This is a genomic window from Pilibacter termitis, from assembly GCF_900167335.1.
Classification (GTDB): Bacteria; Bacillota; Bacilli; order Lactobacillales; family Streptococcaceae; genus Pilibacter; species Pilibacter termitis.
Window position 1 is genome coordinate 1 of record NZ_FUXI01000047.1, and the last position, 14,276, is coordinate 14,276.

Below are 14,276 nucleotides of genomic sequence, written 5' to 3' on the forward strand. Positions count from 1 at the left end.
GGGCAAAGCCGATTGACAAGGTGTTGATTGGAAAAAACGTTGAAGTTATGAAAGAGCAAGTGAAAGTGTACTCATGGAGCAAGAAGGAGTATCTTGTGAAATTGAACGGTAAAGAGTTAGGGTGGTTGTTGGAACAAGATACATGGGGGCAGTTGCCTAGTAAGATACCAGTAACGAAAGATAAACGCAAGGTGTATCGAATTGATGATTTACAGTTTGTGAATGGTGTTTGGCAAGTTAGATGTAATGATTTAGCACCTGCTGGTTTTGACTGGACGGATAACGGAATCCCTGTGGATTACATTACGAAAATTAACGCAGACGGTACAAACCTAGCTAGTAATGGAACGGAAGTGAAAAAAGGCGATTGTTTTGTTTTTGATTATGGACAGTTGTCAGATACAAACTATGGTGTTTATGATAGTGGTTGGTATTGGCGACAATTTGGCACTGCTCGACATGGGAGAATTTGGCTTTCTGCATGGAATGGAAATCATTTGTATTACGGTTAAAAAATTGGAGGTAGCGGTAATCGTCGATATGTTGCACGGAGGACGTTAGGTAATAAGCAATTTTTTGGTGATTGTTATTAGTAGCAAAAAAGTAGCAGAAATGAGAAAATATAGTACAAAAATAATGTAATATCGTGGTTTGAAATGTGTTAAAAAGCTTTATTTTATAAGGTTTTAGTAGATTATTATTGTTTATATATTTTTTATTTGGAAAAAGTGGTTTTAATACAAAAAAAGACTGAAACAACACACAAAATTGTTTCAGTCTTTTTTATAGAACTTAAATTCCCTCCTCCATTTTTTCCACACGTTTTTCTTTCTTTTCTCTCTTTTTCACACGATTAGGATAAAACTTATCCATTAATTCCTCGATTTTATCTCGTGTCCATGCGTCGCTTGAGGCGATGAAATTGCCGTTTTTATCTTTGTCAGAAATAATTTTAAACCCCATAAAAAAGACCTCCAATATCATTTTCTAGATTATATCATATTTTTTCTACAAAATTTTTGTTATAATTTAAAAACGAAATCATTTATAATTTTTAGATTGGTATTCTAAGATTGATATTTTTTTGAAAATATCAGTGTCTAGTCTTTATAGAATATCTGTAAATAAGAGGGGAAAATGTATCATATTATTATTAACACAAATGCTGGTAGTGGCAATGGTAAGCGAATTGGCGAGGAATTGCTACAATATTTAGATGAAAAAAATGTTCTTTATACTGCATATTTTACTCATTTTGCAGGAGAAGAAGTGGAAATCACAGAACGTTTGGCAGAAAAAGGAGAATTGCGTGAGTGGCAAGGAGAAGAAGAAAACTTTCCTTTGCTTGTTGTTCTTGGAGGCGATGGCACACTTCACCAAGTATTAAACGCATTAGATAAAACTTCCAAGAAAATTCCAGTAGCCTATATTCCAGCGGGTAGCGGAAACGATTTTGCTCGTGGGGTGGGGATTGTGCGAAATGACACGAAGAAAGCTTTTGAGCAAATTGTACAAGCAAAGAAACCTCAAAAAATTCAAGTGCTTCGTTATTTTGAGCGAGTTAAACAAGAAAAAGGAGTAGCGGTGAATAATTTTGGTGTAGGCATTGATGCGGCAATTGTTGCATCAACGAACCAGTCGGTTTCCAAAAAAGCATTGAATAAATACAAATTAGGCTCTTTTTCTTATATTTTTAGTATTTTAAAGGTACTGTTTACACAAAAAAGTTATCCAGCAGAAGTGATTGCAGACGGAAAAAAACATGAATTTCCGAACACTTTTCTTGCAACGGTGACCAATCATGCTTATTTTGGCGGTGGGGTTTCTATTTGTCCGCCAGCGGATGTGAGAAGTGAAAAAGTTGATTTAGTGCTGATTGAAAAAGAAAATTGGCTGGTTATTTTTTGGCTACTTTCTCTTATTTTCCGTGGAAAACATCTCAAGAGCAAGTATGTGCATCATTTTAAGTGCGAAACTCTTCAGCTAGAGGCAAAAGAAGAACAATTCGGGCAAATTGACGGCGAAACGGTGAAACCACGAAAATTCGCACTAAATTTTGTATCAGAGAGCAGATTATTTTGGTTTTTATAGAGAAAATTTGGTAAAATAATAATGCTATAAAATTGCTATGGAAATTCGCAGGAGGATGTAAACATGAAAAAATGGGCAGACGGAGAAGCACGTTTGTTTGGCTTGAACGCTAGTTCGGAGTTGTCAGAAAAGATTTCAAAGGTGCTAGGGACACCATTAGGTGCGATGTCATCTCGCCAATTTAGTGACGGTGAAATTCAGTTAAATATCGAGGAAACCGTTCGTGGACGTGATGTTTACTTGATTCAGGCAACCAATTATCCTGTCAATGATCATTTGTGGGAATTGCTGATTATGATTGATGCAATGCAGCGTGCAAGTGCCAAAACGGTGAATGTCATTATGCCTTATTTTGGGTATGCACGACAAGATAGAACAGCTGCTCCACGTGAGCCAATCACTGCCAAACTTGTTGCGGATATGCTGACAAAAGCAGGAGTAACACGTCTTTTGACACTCGATTTGCATACGGTACAGGTGCAGGGATTTTTTGATATTCCAGTTGACAATTTGTTTACCATTCCTCTTTTTGCAAAGTATTATCGTGAAAAAGGTCTCATGGGAGATGATGTAGTCGTTGTTTCACCGAAAAACTCAGGCATTAAGCGAGCAAGAAGTTTAGCAGAATACCTTGAAAGTCCACTTGCAATTATTGACCATGAAGAAGACGACAAAGGGCGTGAGCGTGGCTATATTATCGGAGAAGTTGCAGGAAAAAAAGCAATTATGGTAGATGATATTTTAAATACAGGCACGACATTTTTTGCAGGAGCTGAAGTGCTGGAAAAAGCAGGTGTGAGTGAAATTTATGCGTGTGCCTCTCATGGTATTTTGTCGAACAATGCCAAGGAATTAATGGATTTAACTGCGATAAAAGAAGTAACCATTACAGATTCTGTCGAAATTCCAGAAGAACATCGTCCAAAACGATTAAAAGTCATCACAGCTAGTACGCTTATGGCAGATGCCATCCGTCGTATTCACGAAAACGAGCCGATGAGTCCGTTGTTTAAGTAATATTGTGAAGAAGTAAAAGAAACGCATGAAATTAAGTTTTCATGCGTTTTTCAGATTACGAAAATTCCCCTTCTTTCACAATTTGTCGTAAATATTTTTTAGGAGAGTAGCCGAAATGTTCTTTGAATTTGCGACTAAAAGAAGAAAAGTCTTTATAGCCCGCTTGTATGCTGATTTCTTTCAAATCATATTTCTTTTTCTCAATCATTTCTTTTGCATAATTCATTTTTAATCCACGATAAAATTTTGAAAAACTCATGTTTTCGTATTTGTGAAAATATCGTTGAATTGTTCTTTCAGTAACAAAAAATCGCTTGGATAGTTCAGGTAAAGAATAGGTATTCGTAATGTTTTTTTCTAAAAAAGAAGTAATTTTAATGAAATTTACCTGTCTTTTATTGTATAAACAAGTGAGAATTTCGTCACGCAATTGAGCATAATTTTTCCTCACATCAAGAAATGGCAGTTTTTCCATTTCTGTACTTAATTTTACAAGTTGATTTAATTCGGGATTTTTGAAAATTATCTTTTTTAATCGTGTATAATTTTCAGTGCGGTAAGCTCCGATGAGAACCAAAGTATTGGTTGGTACAAAGCCCATTATGCAAAACGAAAGTCCTAGAAAATCATGGAAAATATAGAAATTTTCACCAAAAACCGAGGTTTTGAGATGAAACTCTCTGTATGAATCTTGTCCAGTATTTTTCTTACTAAAGGTAATTCTTTTTCGCATATCTTCCACGTGACAATCTAGTAAGTTTTTAAAAAATTCATTTTTCGTTAGTTTTGGAAACAATTTCCCTTGTTTTTTGTGCAACAAAACAGTGTTTGTTTCAATATTTTCCACATAGACAAATGGAAAATCTACCTTTTTTAAATGATTAATTAACGTTTTTTCCCTCATTTGTTCTCCTCCAGACATTTGTTTTTCTTTTCATCATAATAATAGTATAATGAATTTCTTATTTTTCTTAAACAACCAAAAATATCTACTTAATAGTTTATAAACTCCCTTTATATATTTCAACAAAAAATATATAAATTTAAAAAAATGTCAGAAATTGTTAAACGATTGTCGTATAATGTTATGTTTTTTAGTGTTTTTCTTTGGTATATTAGACGTATCTTTAATAATTGTAATGGACTGATAAGTCGGAAAATTGATTTTTGCTTTATTAAAGTAGCGGTAGTGTTGTAAGTTTATATGGTTATATAAATGCTTAGAACATACAGTTTTCACCCCTTTTTTAAAAAATAATAAGCTAAAGTGAAAATGGAGAGTTCAGAGCTAATTATATAAAAAATATCAAAAATGATGTAACAAAAGGTAGCAAAAAAACAAAAAATATAAGGAGAATTTAAAAAAATGAGCAACAAGTACAAGAAAAAAGTTTTATCTGGCGTATTAATCGCCAGCATGACGTTTGGCGGAATTGTGTCAACCGTTACACCATTCGTTAATAACGAAACAACCGTTCACGCATCTGCACCTATTGCAGACACTACTTCAAAGCGTACGATCACCATTCATAAGTATGCGATTGAAGATTTGTCAACTTTAGGGATTCGTGGGGACGGAAAACTTGCAGATGCAGCACTTCAAGCAAAACTTGCTGCGTTAGGGAAAGTGGAAAATGTGAAGTTCAAAATTGAACGTGTAGAAAATATCGGAACCGCTTCGCTTGTAAATCCAGACCAACAAGTGTTAGGAACGGATTACAAAATCGATACGACTTTCAAATCTATTGAACTTTCAACGAATGCAAACGGTGAATTGACTTTCGATTTAGGTGTCGGCAAAGCAAATGACGGAATTTATTTGATTACAGAATTAGACTCACCAAATACAAAAGTCAATGGTGTAGCTGAACAAATAAAACGTAAAGTTTCGCCATTCTTCGTATATGTGCCAATGACAGACCGTGACAGTAAAAATAGCTTGATTTATGACATTCAAGTTTACCCGAAAAATGAGCTTGTCAATCCATTGAATCCAGCAAAAACAATTAATGGTGGCGATAGCGACTCACTTCAAGCGGGATTACCGTTTACATGGGAGGCAACAGTAGACATTAATCCGAGCGACTTTTACTACATTGCAAGCCAAACAGGGAAAATCCCCGGGTCTAACCCACCAGTAATGGTAACGGCAGGGGACGAAGTGTATTTGGACCACTTTACTATTACCGATGATTTGGATAGCCGCCTGCAATTGCTGAGTACAAAAGTGCAAGTATTTGACGGAACAACTTGGACGGATTTGGTACAAGGGACAGATTATACATTTGCTGTGGGGGCAAATGCTATGAACCCAGCAGGAAAACAAACGGTGGAATTGAAAGAAGCTGGAATGAAAAAGATCGGTAAAAACAATAAGTTAAAGAAACTTCGTGTGGTTTATGAAACGAAAACCATTGATGTAAAATTTAACGGAAAAATCGACAATACATTTACCGTAGATAAAAAAGAAAAAGGGTTAGTACCAGAGATTGAAACCAATCCAACACCACCACGTTACTTTACAGGTGGATTTGACATTAAGAAAGTTATAGAAGGCACGAATGCAAACTTGGCAGGAGCATTGTTCCGTGTTGCGACAAGTAAAGCAAATGCGGACGGAGGCATTTATCTAGCAACAGACGGCAAGTCTTATACGGAGGCGAATCTTCCTAAGGGTGTGGATTTCTTAGAATCAACATCTGATGCGAATGGTCTTGCGGCATTTGACGGTCTTGCGTTAGATTCTTATGACGATATCAATAAAAACGGCAAGCAAGATCTTCCAGCAGAACCTACGTTTGCTGATGTGGATATTCAACGTGACTATTGGTTGGTCGAAGTAAAAGCTCCAAGTGGCTATGAAATGTTAAAAGATCCCGTGAAAATCACTGTAAACTTATCAACAGCAGATGATAAAACAATTGAAACAACGGTTATCAATAAAAAAGAAACAGATTTACCATTTACAGGTGGAACAGGGACAACGCTCATGATAGTTGTAGCAATAGGAGCTATTCTTATGGGTACTGCGTTTGTAGTGATAGATAAAAAACGTTGCAGTCAAGCGTAAAATTTTAGGGGACAGATAAAGACTGGCGAAACTCTGCATATGTTGTTAATAGTGTGGAGTTTTGTCGCTGTCTTTAGTATTGCAAAATACTATGAACGAACATGGAGGAAAAAGAGGGTAATGAACACAAAAAAACAAAATTTTTTCAAACAAATCGCAAAAGGTGCATTATCCCTTTTTGCAATTGCCTACATAGTTTTTCTAAGTGGGGGAGTGTCTGCTGTTCGTGCAGATGAAAAACTCAAGACAAGTGAGGGAGCTGCTGCATTTTTAGGGCGAATGGTTGAGTTAGCGGATCCCTTAGCAGAAGTAGAAAAATTAGAAGTAGACGGAAAAACGGTGCTGAACGTGCCGACAGAGACAACGGACAAGGAGTTAAGTGAACTCCGTGAAATCGAGTATCAATCAGGCGAGAGTTTGATTACACCGTATTTTATTCCGTCTAGTAATAAAAAAACAAAAACAGCCCGTGTTGTGCAAAATTCGGATATTTCCATTCCGAAAGCAACGATAAAAGTGTTGGACGGTACGTCTCAGTGGGATAGCGACAATGCGGCAGGGCATGATGCGAGTGCGTCAAATAATATCGTGCGTTCGTGGGATACGATTTCGTACTTAATGGACTTTAGTGTACAAAATGAAAATAGTGATGTGCGTTATACCAATATCCAGTATTCAGTGACGGCGAAATTGCCAAATGCGATTACGCTCATGTCAGACGGGAAAACACCTCAGGTAAATGGGGAAGTCGCAAACGGAACAGCGTATAACAATGACGGAACAGTGATGAACGGAGCCGTGAGTGGTGCAGGTTATTCGGAAGGAACAGTAACAAGTGCGATTCCAAACACTGGGCAAATCTTTTTGCCAATTGTGGTCAATACGCTTGGAGCACCAAATGGAAGTAAATTGCAACCGACATTTTCGATTAAAATACTCAGTGCTGATAAAATCAACGAAGACGGTACGACTAAAAAGGTAGTGATTAACGAAACTTACACAAGTAAGGATTTCTCTACGTTTGCACCAGCAGCAACAACGGTTTCAGCAAAACCAAGTGTTCAGGTGAAAATGTCAAAAGGGCAGCAGCGTGATACGGCAGACGCTCAAGCACTTTTTCCTGGTACGGGGAGTTCAACAAACTTGCACGCATGGGATATAGGTGTGGTGACTGTTTTACAACCGCTGAAAGAACATGAATCATTTGCCAATAAATATGTAGGTTCTACATATCCGACAACGAGCGTTTCCTATACGATAAAGTTAAAAGGAACGTATAAAGATTCTAATGGTGTCACGCAAACGTTAGACGTCACCAATCAAAGTAATGAAATGAGTATACGTGCTTTTGCACCTGCACTAGTCGATCGAAGTAGTACAAGTTTTACGGCAATTCCGTGGGGAAAAACTACCGCACAACCAGCAAGTATTGGAAGTGTGCCAACCTACATTCAAACGCCGTTAGCTATTCCGAATGCCATAACAAACCAAGTCTATGCGAAAGTGCCTCCTGCAACCGTTGAGAAAAAAGGAGTAGGGGTATTTGATTCTGGGACATTTTCTGTTTCCAATAATATTACAGGTGCAGGAAATGCAAATGTAGCGAGTGTGGTGAATACTCAGTTTAGAGGAGTGTATAATCCTTATACATATGACATGAACGGTGTCCGCTCAATTTACCAGACAGAACGCCCTTTTTCTAGTTTAGAGTTGATTGCAAGGTGGGATAAAACTAAGACGTTGGATTTGGCAAATAACAATAAGTGGTCGGAGTATTCGATTATTCCTTATATCGATCAAATTTCATTTGACGGAGGGAGTGTTCAGACACAACCTGAGACGAGTATTGAGTATAGGAGGTTGGTTTCACCACCAGGGAATTGGAGTGCACATACATTAAGTAGTTATCCAGCCCATCCTTCCAATACTATTAATGTTAGTGGGAGAATTCTAACTGGTTTTCATAATGTGGGTGATGAGCGATTTACAGATATAGGTTATGCATCGGCGATTCCAACTTCTATGACTGGAATTGGCGGAGGAGAATCAAGTCTTGGTAACTCAAAAGTTTATCCTGGAGAAAGCTTTCGTTTCGCTGCAAATATGAAATATGGAGATAACTCTCTATTTCGGCAAATATATGGTCAGACAGATATATTCATGTGGAATCCTTCTGCTTTTACTTACGATAACAGTAGATTAAAAGGGGAATTTATAGAGATAGCTAGGGCAGGAAATTATACAAAAATTGTTGACAACCACTCAGAATATGGGGTTGCTAAGAATCCGAATAATACTAGTCCAGTGACGATGAAAGTCTCTTCTGTCTCAGCGACGAATCTGTTATATGATTGGTATGATGAACTTTCCGATGTGCCAGCTGATAAAGTCCCGTCAGCAATAAGAATGACAGTTGTAGGTGAAAAAAATATGAGAGATGAGCCACATATCATTCATAGCCAGATTAGACAATCTATTAATCTCAAGGTTAATGAAGATTTAAATAATACTGCAATAGCACCTGCACGTTATGGCTATCCAGCTACTCCCATTACCGTACTTAGGACAACAGCAGGACTTGATCAAAATGAAAGAATTGTTTTAGATCCATTTACAACTTATGCTACTAGCCAAGGTATCCAAAACGGAAACTACAAACCAACAACATGGGATGCGAGTGGCAATCCCACGATTCCAAATGGTATGGTGTATTGGAATGGGATTGGCGATAGTTATTATATTGGTGGATTTAATATTAAGACATTAACGGATGTTGAAAAAAGTACCTATGGTGTAGAGGAAGAAATAAAAATAAAAGTAACAGGCTTGTTGGACGGACCGAGCAGTTTATCGTATGATTCAGCATTGACGACGACCTTGCCAAAAGGAATTGTCTACAAGTCTGGCACTGCAAAAGATGCAAATGGCAAATCTCTACCCGATCCAACAATTACCCAAAACGCGGACGGAACAACAGCTCTTCGCTGGGTGTTCCCGAAATCAAGCGTTGCTGACGGGACAGAAGTGAACTTCTCTGCGATTAGCAAAACCACTCAATTAAGTTTTAACAGCAGTGGTATGACCGCATCACTCTCTGTTCGCACGGTAGGTGAGATGTGGCAAAGTGGCAACACAAATAGCAAAGATGCAAGAAGTGAAGAGTTAAGAGCAAGTTCAGACGTATTCCAAGAAAGACTCAATCAACAGTTGGTTCTCTCGAAAGAAGTTGATAAAGAGCAAATTGAAATGGGGAATATTGACGTAGCCAATGCGAATGCAGCAACGAATAAAGAGATTACCTACACAGTTATTGCAATCAACAACTCGATACAGGAAAATCAACTCGTCCCTTCGCTGAAGTTATTGGATGTATTGCCATATGACGGAGACAGTAGAGGGAGTAAGCTAAGTAAGCAATATGCGAGCTATGAAGTAAAATCAGCAAAAGCAGAAGTGCAAGATTCAGACGGAAAAGCTATTTCCACAGCAGGAGCAACACTCTCCTATACAACGAACGCCCCAAGTAGTACGACCTACAATGAAAAAAGCGACCCAAACAGCATTACAGGGTGGAATGTGGCAACAACTGCTGCACCAGTAAGTGCGAGTGCAAAGGGACTTTTAGCAGAGGGGAAAAACGTACCAATAGGTGGGAGAGTTGTCTTGACGGTTACTTTGAGTGGAAAAGACTTGGCAACGACGGACATTTTCCGCAACAACGCTAGAATGAACTCTAGCATTGACAATGCCGTCACGTCACAAGTGGTAGAAACAAAACCATACAAACGTACACTATCAGGGATTGTCTGGGAGGATGCGGATCGAAATGGTTTAATGGAAAGTACAGAGAAAAAACTCGAAAATATTCCAGTCAAACTGTATCGCACGAGTCTAGTCAATAAAAGTTATGTAGAAAAACTTGTTGAAACGGGCATGACAGGTGTGAAATTTGTGGACGCAGGTGGAGAGTCAATCGTTAAGACAAATGCAAACGGCGTTTACAGCTTTGATTACTTGCCAGAAGGAAATTATATCGCAGAATTTCAAGTGGGCGACAAAGTTGAACGCAAAGAAATTGTTGTGACAAAACCAAATGTTGGAAGTGATGAGAAAATAAACTCAAAATCAAGTCAAACGCCACCGTTAAGAACACAGGCGTACACTTCTCCAATTTTGAGTGAAATGCCAAGCAAATCAACAAACGGTATTTACAAAATGGAGTACTTGAATCTTGGAATCACACCAACGGCAGAGGTTTCGTTATTCAAATACAAAGCAGGAACACTAAATGACACGAATCATAATAATGTATATGATGAAAGTGAAATCAAAGCTTCTACGCAACTTGCAGGAGCGGAGTTTGAAGTGTATAAAGGGAATTTGAGTGAGTACCCAACAGCAGGAGAAAAAGATGTAAATTTCTTCGCCAAAGGGACAACAGATAAGGATGGTTTTATAAAACTTACAAATAATCTCTTTATGGACGTGGATACCAGTGGGGTGGCAATAGCCACAGCCTACACTGTATTTGAAACGAAAGCACCAAACGGCTACGAACTATTCAAGAAACCTATCCATTTTGAAGTGACAAAAGCGGGTGAAAAAATTGATCTTTATGTTGATGACGAAGGCAACGTAGAACTTCCATATACTGGAGGAGACGACACCTTTATCAAACTCGTGATTACGTCTCTTGGCGTAATGGTGGTAGGAATGGTAGCAATTGCAGGTTACCACTTCCGCAGAAAAAAAGAGGAAGATTTTGAGGTAGTAAGTGATTTAGCACGAATCAAACAACGCAGACGTAAGAGAAAACAAGCTCGGAAGAAAAGCGAAGAGGGGTGTTAAGGAGTTGGTCGTAGTGAGCCGCGTCGTTTATTTACTGTTACACTTCGTTTCGCATACAGTCTTTCTAAGAATCAAAGATTCTTGAAAGACTAGCATCAAAACGGAGTTTCGAGCGACGCTGCGAACAACGACCCAACTCCTGCCCCTCGCAGCTAGACAACGAAAAGCGGAGAGGGGCGTTCAGGAGTTTGCAACAGTGAGCCGTGTCGTTTATTTAATCGCAACGTCAGTTGCGATCGACACTGCGAGCAGTTGCCAAACTTCAGCCCCTCATAGCTAGACAACGAAAAGCGAAGAAGTGCGTTTTGAAGTCTGTGGCAGTGAACCATGCCATTTACTTGCTTGAAACGTCAGTTTCAAGTGGCATTGCGAACAGCCACCAGACTTCAGCACTTCGTAGCTAGACAACGAAAAGCGGAGAGGGGCGTTTTGAAGTCTGCAACAGCGAACCATGTCGTTTATTTATTCGCAACGAAGTTGCGAACGACATTGAGAGCAGTTGCCAAACTTCAGCCCCACGTAGCTAGACAGAACGAAAGAGGAAAAGAACATGAAGAAAATCATCATTGCAGCATTACTCGTCTTTTCTGTTATAGGGATTGGCAAAGTGGGTGTTGCAGAAGAAGAAAGTTATGCAATACACATTATGAAGTACAAGTTGTCAGAGAATCAAAATTTTACCTCTGATATGTTGCATGACGGAACGCTTGTAGACAAGGTCACCGATAATTCAGGAAAAGAGCTTGCACCTTTAGGAAATGTTGAATATACGATTACACGTATGGAGGCAATTCCTCATAAAGGAAGTGCGACCACGTACCAAGAGGCAACAGGCGATCAATCTTTTGTAAAAACAATCGTGACTGACAGCAACGGTAAAGCAGAACTCACAGGTCTTGCCAAAGGAATTTACCGTGTAAGCGAAACGGCAAGTGAGTTTGTAACGTCACCAATGGAACCTGTACTTCTCGCATTACCAATGAAAAATGCGACAGGATATTTGACAGACGTTTACCTTTATCCAAAATCAAATATGGCGTTTCCTGACCTACCGAAAACAGGAACAGAAACACCTGCTACGCAGGACAAATTGTTAAATACAAGTGGTAATATTGGAGATTACCAAATGTTGATTTACATGATTATCTCAATGGTAATCGCAGGAATGATTGGCTTGATCATTTCAAAAAGAAGAGAACAAGCATAGAGTTGAATGAGTATGAAAACGGAGTAGAGATTGTGAAAACAAGAAAAGCGAAGAGGGGCGTTCAGGAGTTGGTCACAGAGAGCCACGTCGTTTATTTACTCGAAACGAAGTTTCGAGCGACGTTGCGAACAGCGACCCAACTCCTGCCCCTCGCAGCTAGACCAAGAAAAGCGAAGAGGGGCGTTAAGGAGTTTGTCGCAGAGAGCCACGTCGTTCATCTACTGTTACACTTCGTTTCGCATACAGTCTTTCTAAGAATCAAAGATTCTTGAAAGACTAGCATCAAAACGGAGTTTCGAGCGACGTTGCGAACAGCGACCCAAACCCTGCCCCACGCAGCTAGACCAAGAAAAGCGGAGAGGGGCGTTAAGGAGTTTGCAACAGTGAACACTGTCGTTTATTTACTCACAACGAAGTTGTGAGCGACATTGTGAACAGTTGCCCAACTCCTGCCCCTCGCAGCTAGACCAAGAAAAGCGGAGAGGGGCGTTCAGGAGTTGGACGCAGTGAGCCACGTCGTTCATCTACTCGAAACGAAGTTTCGAGCGACGTTGCGAACAGCGACCCAACTCCTGCCCCTCGTAGCTAGACCAAGAAAAGCGAAGAGGGGCGTTAAGGAGTTTGCAACAGTGAACACTGTCGTTTATTTACTCACAACGAAGTTGTGAGCGACATTGTGAACAGTTGCCTAACTCCTGCCCCACGTAGCTAGACAATAAGAAAAGCGGAGAGGAGCGGTTTGAAACTTGTCGTAGTGAGCCACAGCATTTACTTGCTGGCAACTTTAGTTTCCAGTGCTGTTGCGAACAGCGACCAAGTTTCAGCTCCTCGTAGCTAGACAACACTTCCTCCCTTTCCACCTCGTAGGAAAAGAATGAGTGAGTAGGAAAGTGATGAGAAGTGTTTTCATAATTTCTAAAACACAAGGAGCGAGTTAGGGTAGTTAGAAAGTTAGAGGTTTATCCGTGATGAGAGAGGCAAGGCGTCAAGCACGCATGGCTAGACGAGCCATAGTCAATGAATTTATTGACGGGGAAGTCGATTTATCAACAGAACAAGAAGAGTTGGATTTGTATGAAGAACCGTCAAGAAAAGCACGTCAAAAAGCACGTCTTATTAGGAGAGCAAAATTAGAAAATAGTCTGGATGAAAGAATAAACGGAGTTTCTGACACTATTATGCCGAACGAAAAAATTACGAAAAAAGTAGAGAAAAAAAACAAAGGCAAACGCTCGCCTTTGTTGATTTCGGCTATTTTACTGATTGTTTTTGGTATGATTGTGCTACTTTACCCAATTGTCGGGAATATCCTTGCCAATTTAGAACGTTCAGAGGCAAGAACGTCCTATGACACTACCATGAAAAAAATGTCACAAGAAAAGAAAGGCGAAGCATGGGAACTGGCAGAAGAATACAACAATTACATTTTCAGTAAGCAAGAGGGAACGACAACGAGCGAAGTTGAGTACAAAAAAGTGCTAGACTTAGGAGATACGAAAAATAATGTAATGGGAACGATTGACATTCCTGCAATTGATATTGTGCAACTGCCGTTTTATCATGGAACGGACATGAAAACGCTCGATAAAGGGTTAGGTCATTTTCAGCCAAGTAGTGTACCAGTTGGTGGTGTGAATACACGTAGTGTCATTACTGGACATAGCGGTGTGAAAAATCAGGTCTTGTTTACAGACATTCGCAATTTAAAAGAGGGGGATTTGTTTTTCATCAATGTTTTGGGGAAACGTCTTGCCTATGAAATTGATTCATTCGAGGAAATTTTGCCGAGCGAAGTAGAAAAAGTGAAAATTACACCGGGACGTGACGTAGTTACCCTTCTCACCTGTACTCCGCCGGGAATTAATACATATCGCTTGATCGTGAATGGTCATCGCATTCCGTACGCAAAAGCGGAAAAAATGCCAATTAATAAGCGGAATTTTTGGTCGTATCAATCTATCGTGTTGAGTTCTCTTCTATTTTGTTTTGTTGTATTCATGATTTTGTATTTACTTCATCGTTATTTTATGAAAAAATCAAAAT

General features: G+C 39.2%; 13 protein-coding genes. 11 read left to right on the forward strand and 2 right to left on the reverse strand.

The features are described 5' to 3' along the window. The coding region (locus B5D30_RS12715) for a lytic exoenzyme target recognition domain-containing protein (protein ID WP_327442549.1) at nucleotides 1–512 on the forward strand (512 nt) is incomplete at its 5' end. Nucleotides 513–792: 280 nt separating this feature from the next. Here the strand turns inward: B5D30_RS12715 and B5D30_RS14005 are convergent. Next, on the reverse strand, nucleotides 793–963 hold the full coding sequence (locus B5D30_RS14005; protein ID WP_200806744.1) for a hypothetical protein: 171 nt from the start codon (nucleotides 961–963) through the stop codon (nucleotides 793–795). A 174-nt stretch (nucleotides 964–1,137) separates the two neighbouring features. On the opposite strand from B5D30_RS14005, the gene B5D30_RS12720 reads away from it, so the two are divergent. Beyond that, complete coding sequence (locus tag B5D30_RS12720; RefSeq protein ID WP_078808449.1) at nucleotides 1,138–2,091, forward strand: diacylglycerol/lipid kinase family protein; 954 nt, start codon at nucleotides 1,138–1,140, stop codon at nucleotides 2,089–2,091. 63 nt (nucleotides 2,092–2,154) lie between these two features. Continuing rightward, nucleotides 2,155–3,108 carry a ribose-phosphate diphosphokinase gene (locus B5D30_RS12725; RefSeq protein WP_078808451.1) on the forward strand — a complete coding sequence of 318 codons (954 nt, stop codon included), beginning with the start codon at nucleotides 2,155–2,157 and terminating at the stop codon, nucleotides 3,106–3,108. Nucleotides 3,109–3,163: 55 nt separating this feature from the next. On the opposite strand, the gene B5D30_RS12730 is transcribed toward B5D30_RS12725, so the two are convergent. Further along, a complete protein-coding gene (locus B5D30_RS12730; RefSeq protein WP_159443342.1) occupies nucleotides 3,164–4,012 on the reverse strand; it encodes a helix-turn-helix domain-containing protein in 849 nt (282 codons plus the stop codon). Between the two features lie 462 nt (nucleotides 4,013–4,474). Here B5D30_RS12730 and B5D30_RS12735 point away from each other — a divergent pair, with 462 nt between their 5' ends. From B5D30_RS12735 to B5D30_RS12755, 8 genes are all read left to right on the forward strand, one after another. Beyond that, entirely contained in the window at nucleotides 4,475–6,178 is a 1,704-nt protein-coding gene (locus tag B5D30_RS12735; RefSeq protein ID WP_078808454.1) for a SpaH/EbpB family LPXTG-anchored major pilin, read from the forward strand. A gap of 120 nt (nucleotides 6,179–6,298) precedes the next feature. Continuing rightward, nucleotides 6,299–11,026, forward strand: coding sequence for a SpaA isopeptide-forming pilin-related protein (locus tag B5D30_RS12740; protein WP_159443343.1), 4,728 nt, complete (start codon nucleotides 6,299–6,301; stop codon nucleotides 11,024–11,026). 230 nt (nucleotides 11,027–11,256) lie between these two features. Continuing rightward, a complete protein-coding gene (locus B5D30_RS13920; RefSeq protein WP_159443344.1) occupies nucleotides 11,257–11,430 on the forward strand; it encodes a hypothetical protein in 174 nt (57 codons plus the stop codon). Further along, nucleotides 11,354–11,713 (forward strand): hypothetical protein, encoded by a 360-nt coding sequence (locus B5D30_RS14175; protein WP_234984680.1) that lies wholly within the window; start codon nucleotides 11,354–11,356, stop codon nucleotides 11,711–11,713. The genes B5D30_RS13920 and B5D30_RS14175 overlap by 77 nt, the downstream gene beginning before the upstream one ends. Nucleotide 11,714: 1 nt before the next feature. After that, nucleotides 11,715–12,233, forward strand: coding sequence for a pilin N-terminal domain-containing protein (locus tag B5D30_RS12745; RefSeq protein WP_234984681.1), 519 nt, complete (start codon nucleotides 11,715–11,717; stop codon nucleotides 12,231–12,233). Between the two features lie 32 nt (nucleotides 12,234–12,265). Next, nucleotides 12,266–12,505, forward strand: coding sequence for a hypothetical protein (locus tag B5D30_RS12750; protein ID WP_144399613.1), 240 nt, complete (start codon nucleotides 12,266–12,268; stop codon nucleotides 12,503–12,505). A 234-nt stretch (nucleotides 12,506–12,739) separates the two neighbouring features. Continuing rightward, nucleotides 12,740–12,901 carry a hypothetical protein gene (locus B5D30_RS13925; protein WP_159443345.1) on the forward strand — a complete coding sequence of 54 codons (162 nt, stop codon included), beginning with the start codon at nucleotides 12,740–12,742 and terminating at the stop codon, nucleotides 12,899–12,901. 510 nt (nucleotides 12,902–13,411) lie between these two features. Continuing rightward, nucleotides 13,412–14,276, forward strand: an 865-nt coding sequence (locus tag B5D30_RS12755; RefSeq protein ID WP_144399614.1) for a class C sortase, incomplete at its 3' end; no start/stop codon positions are given.